General features: G+C 30.2%; 7 protein-coding genes. 2 read left to right on the top strand and 5 right to left on the bottom strand.

Going from position 1 to position 7,767, the window contains the following annotated elements:
* Window positions 1-880, top strand: an 880-nt coding sequence (locus tag AB2369_RS09370; protein ID WP_367666220.1) for a hypothetical protein, incomplete at its 5' end; no start/stop codon positions are given.
* Between the two features lie 232 nt (window positions 881-1,112).
* Window positions 1,113-1,595 (top strand): cell wall hydrolase, encoded by a 483-nt coding sequence (locus tag AB2369_RS09365; protein ID WP_367666221.1) that lies wholly within the window; start codon window positions 1,113-1,115, stop codon window positions 1,593-1,595.
* Window positions 1,596-1,639: 44 nt separating this feature from the next.
* On the opposite strand, the gene AB2369_RS09360 is transcribed toward AB2369_RS09365, so the two are convergent.
* From AB2369_RS09360 to ptsP, 5 genes are all read right to left on the bottom strand, one after another.
* On the bottom strand, window positions 1,640-2,509 hold the full coding sequence (locus AB2369_RS09360) for an NAD(P)/FAD-dependent oxidoreductase (protein ID WP_367666219.1): 870 nt from the start codon (window positions 2,507-2,509) through the stop codon (window positions 1,640-1,642).
* Between the two features lie 250 nt (window positions 2,510-2,759).
* Window positions 2,760-3,065, bottom strand: a complete 306-nt coding sequence (trxA, locus tag AB2369_RS09355; RefSeq protein WP_367666218.1) for a thioredoxin — start codon at window positions 3,063-3,065, stop codon at window positions 2,760-2,762.
* An 86-nt stretch (window positions 3,066-3,151) separates the two neighbouring features.
* Window positions 3,152-4,327, bottom strand: a complete 1,176-nt coding sequence (gene iadA, locus AB2369_RS09350; protein ID WP_367666217.1) for a beta-aspartyl-peptidase — start codon at window positions 4,325-4,327, stop codon at window positions 3,152-3,154.
* A 27-nt stretch (window positions 4,328-4,354) separates the two neighbouring features.
* Window positions 4,355-5,626, bottom strand: coding sequence for a tol-pal system YbgF family protein (locus tag AB2369_RS09345; RefSeq protein ID WP_367666216.1), 1,272 nt, complete (start codon window positions 5,624-5,626; stop codon window positions 4,355-4,357).
* Window positions 5,627-5,710: 84 nt separating this feature from the next.
* The gene (gene ptsP, locus AB2369_RS09340) at window positions 5,711-7,321 is read right to left on the bottom strand and encodes a phosphoenolpyruvate--protein phosphotransferase (RefSeq protein WP_367666215.1); all 1,611 of its coding nucleotides are present in this window, start codon (window positions 7,319-7,321) and stop codon (window positions 5,711-5,713) included.
* Window positions 7,322-7,767 lie beyond the last annotated feature (446 nt).

Raw genomic sequence — 7,767 nt, 5'->3', positions numbered from 1 at the left:
CACTTTAATAGATACATCCTCTGAGTTTACTGAATATATAAATAATATTAACTCATTAAATGAAAATATTCTTACTCTTTCAAATATATCTAGTAATAATGAGGAACTAAAATCTAAATTATCCTACGCCGGTGAATATCTAAGCGAATTAAAAAATTCTCTTGTAAGTTATAAATCAGATAGTGAATTAAAAGAAATATTAGAAAATGGTATTGAACAAAACTTATTATTTTATAGACAGCTTCTTGGAATACTAAATAATCCTAAAGGAAAAGACATAGATAATAGTATCTCATCTTTACTAGAATATGGACAAAAAACTAGTGAGTACTATGATAAATTCTCTTCTCCTAAAATTTTATTTACTTCTCACGGAAATTCATTTATGAAAAACTTTGAGAAAGATTTACACAAAGAAATTCTTACTATTAAAGAGGAGGAGAATCTTAAGTCAGAACATAAAGATTTCTTATTAGTATTTGAGGGTATTATTGAAACTTTTTTTGATAATAATAAAGAGTACTCTTACCTCATAGAGAAGTGTCAAGATAACATCCTAGAATTTGAGGATATTTTAAAAGATGTAGACAAAACTGCCGCTTTAATAGATGATTTAAATCTTAAGCTTTATTCTCTTTCCTATCCATCTAGTGGACTTGAATCCTTTGATTCCTTTAATGAAACCCTAACCTTATATAGCTCTTATATAAAAGAAGTTAGAAAGGCTGTTTATTCAGAAATGTCTTCATCTAAAAAATTAAGTACATCTGATATTGATAAGTTATATACAGAAGTTAAATCTATGGAGTCACAACTTAAAGATTCAGTAGCGGTTTTTGAAAAAAACTTTAAACAATATAAAGAATTGGCTTCTAAATAAGATATAAGTAGAATTTTCTAGATAAATTCGTATAATGAATCTTAATGCTCATATATAGACTTAATAATTATGTATTAATAACATTATTTTGGGAACAATAAGGACATGAAATATTTACATAAGGAGGCTTTTTATGCGAAAATACTCCATGATAGTTCCCATTATAATGTCATTATTTTTTAATATAATGTCTATAAAGACATTAGCTATGGTGAATTATCCAATGGATTCTATGACACTTATAGAATCAGGTGGTGAATACACCACAAATAATAGTAAAACCTTATATAAGGAAAATGAAGAGGTAGTTCAAGTATTTAATAATGGAAATAATACAGTGCTTTTAACTAAAAGTGATATATATTTAATGTCTCAAATCGTTTATGAGGAAAGTAAAGGAGAACCTTATGAGGGTAAAATTGCTGTGGCTTCTGTTATACTTAACAGAGTTACTCACCCATCCTTTCCTAAGACAGTAGAAGATGTAATTAAACAAAAAAATGCTTTTTCCTGTGTTATTAATGGAAAAATAACTGCAAAACCTGATGATAGCTCTACTAAAGCAGTTATGGATGCAATTTCTGGATCTGACCCAACAAATAATGCAGTCTTCTTCTACAATCCTAAAATAGCTACCTCAAAATGGATGAAGGATTTACAGAAAACTAATATTAAAACTATAGGAAACCACGTGTTCTTTGACGCGAAAAAATAAGGCATCTAATTTAGATGTCTTATTTTTTTATTAACACTTTCTATTTATTTCTGTGAATGTAGTTTATCTAAATATGATGCTGCACTTAGGGATGCTATATTTCCTTCCCCTGCTGACTTAATGTATTGATAAGGCTTTCCTACACAATCCCCTGCCGCAAAGCACCCTGGTAAATTTGTTTTCATTAGCCTATCAACCTTTATATGACCATCCTCAATTTCAAGACCTGGTACTAAATGCCCCGGAGATATACTATCTTTTAAAACAAATACTCCATGGGTTGTAACTTCTCCTGTTGTAAGAACTAATTTTTCAACAAAGTCCCCTCCTACAATCTCTACAGGCCTTCCTTTAAGAACTTCTATATTCTCTTTTAGATCAAGGTCTCCTTGATACATAGGAAGATAATATAGTTTTTCTGTAAGCTCAGAAACAAAGTTTGCCTCTTCTTCCGCCTCCTTGTTATAGCCTATAACAGTAACTATTTTATCTTTGTAAAGTGGCGCATCACAGGTTGCACAATATCCTACACCTTTTCCTAAAAACTCTTCTTCTCCATTTATAGGTTTTGTATACTCCATACCAGTTGCAAGAATCACAGAAGAAGCCTCGTACATTTTTTCATTTACCATAAGAGCATAGTAATCTCCCATGGCATATATAGCATTTATTCTTTCCTGTACTATTTCTATTCCCATGGAATCTATATGAGCTTTAAATCTATTCTTAAGCTCTATACCATCTACTCCATACAATCCTAAATAATTATTTACCTTTGGCGCTTTAACTATCTTTGTACTTAAATCTTTATTTCCAAAAACTATAAAGTTTTTATTTCTTATACTTGCATTTAATGCTGCTGAAAGCCCTGCTGGTCCACTACCTACAATAGCTATATCATATCTATTACTCATGAGTCCCTCTCCTTCGGTTATAAGGTATCTAAAACACTTTGTAACTTTTTTATAAAAATATTTGTAATACACCATAATTATTCACTACTATTTATATAACCTTAAGATCATAAATAACAGTGAGTATTGAGTATTTTTTAAATTAAATAATTCTAAGGTCAAAATAGAGTTCTTTTAGTAATTTCCTGTTCTCCATCTCGACCTTAGAATGACTTATCTAGTAATATATAATCCGTAGTATCTACCCTAATTATACATGCTTCTTTATGAACTGCTCTATTTCAGACTTTGGTCTAAAACCTACTATTTTATCCACTACTTCTCCATTTTTAAATAAAAGTAAAGTTGGTATACTAGCTATTCTATATTGTTCAGCTGATTTTGGGTTTTCATCTACATTAACTTTTCCAAATTTAATTTCTGATAATTCATTAGATAGTTCATCTAAAACTGGCGTTAACATTTTACACGGTCCACACCAAGTAGCCCAAAAGTCCACTAATGTTACTCCATTTGATACTTCTGTAATTAAAGATGAATCATTTATTTCTTTCATTTTGAATATCCCTCCAATATACCCCTATTGGGTATTTCTATAAATATATTCTATTACAATAAAACATTTTAGTCAATAGACATATATTATTCCTCAAATGTTCCTTTAACTAAAAGTTTCTTTTCTCTTATACACTCTATTCCCTTTGATAATACCCCTTCTATCATTAAATCCTCTCTATTTGCAATTATAAGATCCGCTGACTTTCCCTTAGCGATCCTTCCCTTGTCGTTAAGCTTTAAGCAATCTGCTACATTAGAAGTTATAGTTTTTAATGCCACATCAAGATTTATTCCGTCCTTAAATACAGCATCCCTTACTTCCCTATAAAGAGAAGATACTGCTCCTATCCCAAGACCTACAAATTCTCTATTCTTATTAAACTTAGGTAAACTTCCCTGACCATCAGAAGAGAACATTATATTTTCTATTTTAACCCCTTCGTCTAAAAGCATTTTAAGTCCTCTGCTAGCTTTAACTTCATCTTCCTCTAAAAAATCTGGGTCTGAACTTGTAGTTAAATCTACATATCCGCCCTTTTTTCCATGTTCTACAGCATCTTTGAAAAGCTTTATACTTCTATTACAATGAGTAGGTACTATTTGGTTTATAGGTATCTCCGTATTCTCCATAAGTTCCCACATGTACTGAAATTTCTTAGGTCCGTCTCCCAAATGCACATGGACGATACCTGCTTTTCCACTTAATAGTCCCGCAACTCTTGCATCAGCTGCAATACTTATAAATTGTTCAAAGGTAGGTTGAGAGGATCTATGATCTGAAAGAGCAACTTCTCCAACCCCTATAATTTTAGGGATTAACATTATATCCTCTTTAATTGATCTCATAACGGTTTTAACTGGTATTTCATAGGATCCTGTATATACGTAGGAGGTTATCCCCTCCTCATCCAAAGAATATGCTTTAGCAAGAAGTGACTTCATATCTCTACAGGTACCATCAGTTCCTATACAACCTACAACAGTTGTTATTCCTGATTTTATAAGGTCTGATAATTTTATTTCTGGAGTTCTTGTTTTAAAACCACCTTCTCCTCCCCCTCCATTTATATGAACATGAGCATCTATGAAGCCAGGCATTAAAATTTTTCCTTCTCCTTCTATCTCTCTTATAGATATAAAATCTTTAGGTATATTAACACTATCATATACTCCTTCTATTTTTCCGTCTACAATAACCACAGTCTTTTTACCTAAATACTCTGGGGAATAAACCTCAATATCTTTAATTATAGTTAACATAAATAAGCCTCCTTAAAGATTAATACTCTAGTTTAGTATGTTCTTTATGTTAGAGTTGTTATACATAGACTGTGGAAATTCATCTACTAATCTTCTTGCATATTTAACTGCTAAAGGTTTGTCTATACCTTTATAAATAAGAGCCAGCCTATATAGCACTTCCTCTGTGTACTCACCTTTTTTATATTTATCCACATACTCCTGGTAATATTTCAGAGCATTTTCCACATCCTCTGTGGATTCACTTAAAAACCCCTTCATATAAAGTATATGAGGACTTAAATAGCTGTCACCACTATACTCCTCTGCTATGTTAAGCATAGGCATAGCTTCCATAAATTTTTCATCTTTAATAAGGTTACTAGCCTCTTTGTAGGCTAATTCTACCCCTTCTTTATTCATAAATTCTATAGCTGAATTTAATACCATCTTATCATTAATCTTAAGTTCCTCATTCTTATAAGTTTTTATTATATTATCTATGTACTTGTAATCTTTGCTAGAAATTTTATCTTTAACTTCTCTGCTATTAAATGTTTCTACTTTCTCCTCAGTCTCTTCTTTTATATTTTCCTTATTAATATCTTTCTCTTCCTTAGTCTCACTATCTTCTTCTACTAGAGTATTATTATTTTCTACTGCTAAACTACTTTCATCATCTTCTTTACTACTATTGTTATCCCTCATTGATATAAAATTTAAACTAGCTATATTAAAATCAGACATATTGAAGTTATTAACAACCCCATAAGCTAAAGGAGCTAATATAATCATTATTAAACATATTATTCCTATCCCCTTTAACTTATTATATTTTCCCTTATTAATTATCCCTAACTTAATAAGTTCTTTTCTTAAAGCTATGTCTAAGGATTTTATGGCTTTATTATATTCCATAGTTTTTATACATAAAGAAGCATTCAAATTATTAACATCTATAGCATTAAAATCACTATCCATACACTTTTCTATAAACTCATGGGCTTCTCTTATATTATTTGAATTGCTTAATCTAAGAGCATTTAAATAATATTTTTCTCTCTTTTCATCTCTAGTTAAACTTTCTATATATTCTCCTGCTACATTATCTTTATTAACTTCATAATTAATCTTCCATATATTCCTTGCACCTTTTAAATCACCTTTTAAATAAAGCATAAGTCCATTTAAGTTTAATACAGACCTATTTCCCATATCCTTAGCGATTTCCTTATTACATATGTTAAGTGATTTATTTATTTCTCCTCTTTCATAGTATTTTAAAACTTTACTATAAGTTCTTCTTCTGCCTTTATCCACAAAGTTTCCTCCTAAAACAAAAAATCTCTTAACTACCATTATATATTTTATATATAAGATAGTTAAGAGATTTAATTTAAATTATTATTGTTCCATTATTAATTGTTTCGCTCTTAATATAGAAGATGCACTCATGGAGAATTCATCTAAACCATATTCTACAAGAGTTGGTATTGCAGTCTCATCTCCTGCCATTTCTCCACACATACCTACCCACTTACCTTCTTTGTGAGCTCCATCTATTGTCATCTTTATTAATCTAAGTACCGCTGGGTGCATTGGGTTATATAGGTATGATACCTTTTCACTCATTCTGTCAGCAGCTAAAGTGTATTGAATTAAATCATTTGTACCTATGGAGAAGAAGTCCACGTGTTTTGCAAGCTCATCAGCCATAACAGCAGCTGCTGGTATTTCTACCATTATTCCAAGCTCAAACTTATCTGCAACATCTTTTCCCTCAGATTTTAATTCAGCTCTGCACTCTTCAACAAAGTTCTTAGCTTGCATAAATTCTTCTAATGAAGATATCATTGGGAACATTATCTTTAAGTTTCCAAATACAGAAGCTCTAAGTAATGCTCTTATTTGTACTTTAAAAATATCCTTTCTATCTAAGCATAGTCTTATTGCTCTATAACCAAGGAATGGATTCATCTCTTGTGGTAACGGTAAGTATGATAGATGCTTATCTCCACCAATGTCTAGCGTTCTTATAACCACTGGTTTTTCTTCCATTTTTTCAAGAACATACTTATAAGATTCGAATTGCTCTTCTTCACTTGGCATATCATCTCTATCCATGTATAAGAACTCTGTTCTAAATAATCCTATTCCATCTACTCCATTTTCAAGAACCTTATGAACATCTTCTGGCTTACCTATATTACCAGCAACCTCTATTCTCTTTCCATTCTTTGTAACTGTCTTAACTTCTATAAGCTTCTTTAACTCTTCTTTTTCCTTTTCAAAAGCCTCTCTCTTAGCTTCATACTCTTTAACAGTAGCTTCATCAGGATTTATTATAACTATTCCTTCTATACCATCAACTATTACTAAGTCTCCATTTTCTACAGAAGAAGTTATATCATTTAATCCTACCACTGCTGGTATTTCTAATGTTCTAGCCATTATAGCACTATGAGATGTTCTTCCTCCTATGTTAGTTAAGAAAGCAACAACCTTACTCTTATCAAGCTGTGCTGTATCTGATGGAGTTAAGTCGTTAGCTACAACTATAGTATTTTCCTTTTGAACTTCTACTCCAATCATCTTTCCTGCAACATTTAAAAGAATTCTATTTGAAACGTCTTTTATATCTGCTGCTCTTTCTCTCATGTATTCATCTTCCATACTTTCAAATATCATTAAGAAAGTCTTAGCTACTGAATCTACAGCCTTTAAAGCATTAACTTTATTGTTTATCTCCATTTCCATAGCTCCAGTAAACTCTGGATCATCTAAAAGCATCATATGGCTATCAAATACTGCTGCTTTTTCCTCTCCCATATCTCTTAATGCTTTTTCTTTTATTTTTAAAAGCTGAGTTTTAGCTAATTCTAAAGCTTTAGATAACTTTTCCTTCTCAGACTCTATATCCTCTATTAATTCCTCTGATATTATTAATTCTTCCTCTTCCTTTACAACCACATTACCTATTGCATATCCTCTTGAAGCTGCAATTCCTTTTATCATATACATCTTCCTCCTACTGCGAATTTAAAAACAACAAAATCCTTTTATCTATTTATGTAGCAAAAATCATACCAATATTTAAATTTAATCATAGATTCTTTTTAAATATTTTTATTTATATTTAAAAATCACTAAATAAAATCCTAATCTTTTATTATCTTATCCTAAGTATATTGCTAATATCAGTGGAATAATTCTCTTTAACTTAAAGAAAATATTCTTAATACTTATCTTATTTTATGTAGCCTATAAAAATTATATTTTCCTATTACTTAACTGAATAAAATATAATTCTTGATACTTTTTATCAATGGCCATAATGCCATCATATCCATAATATTAGTATCTATTAAATCTTATAAAATATAACATGAATCATGAAATCGTTTTGTTGGTTTTTTTTATATATTTTTTTAATGTTTTTCTATAGATATTTTAATTAAACT

This window comes from Clostridium sp., from assembly GCF_040797585.1.
GTDB lineage: Bacteria > Bacillota > Clostridia > Clostridiales > Clostridiaceae > Clostridium_Z.
Note: the sequence above shows the minus strand (reverse complement) of the source record. Positions and strands in the feature narration are given on the sequence as shown.

What these genes read in the sequence shown, in the direction of transcription:
- iadA (WP_367666217.1), bottom strand. Translation starts at nt 4,327, where the DNA reads ATGTTAACTATAATTAAAGATATTGAGGTTTATTCCCCAGAGTATTTA.
- AB2369_RS09365 (WP_367666221.1), top strand. Translation starts at nt 1,113, where the DNA reads ATGACACTTATAGAATCAGGTGGTGAATACACCACAAATAATAGTAAA.
- trxA (WP_367666218.1), bottom strand. Translation starts at nt 3,065, where the DNA reads ATGAAAGAAATAAATGATTCATCTTTAATTACAGAAGTATCAAATGGA.
- ptsP (WP_367666215.1), bottom strand. Translation starts at nt 7,321, where the DNA reads ATGATAAAAGGAATTGCAGCTTCAAGAGGATATGCAATAGGTAATGTG.
- AB2369_RS09360 (WP_367666219.1), bottom strand. Translation starts at nt 2,509, where the DNA reads ATGAGTAATAGATATGATATAGCTATTGTAGGTAGTGGACCAGCAGGG.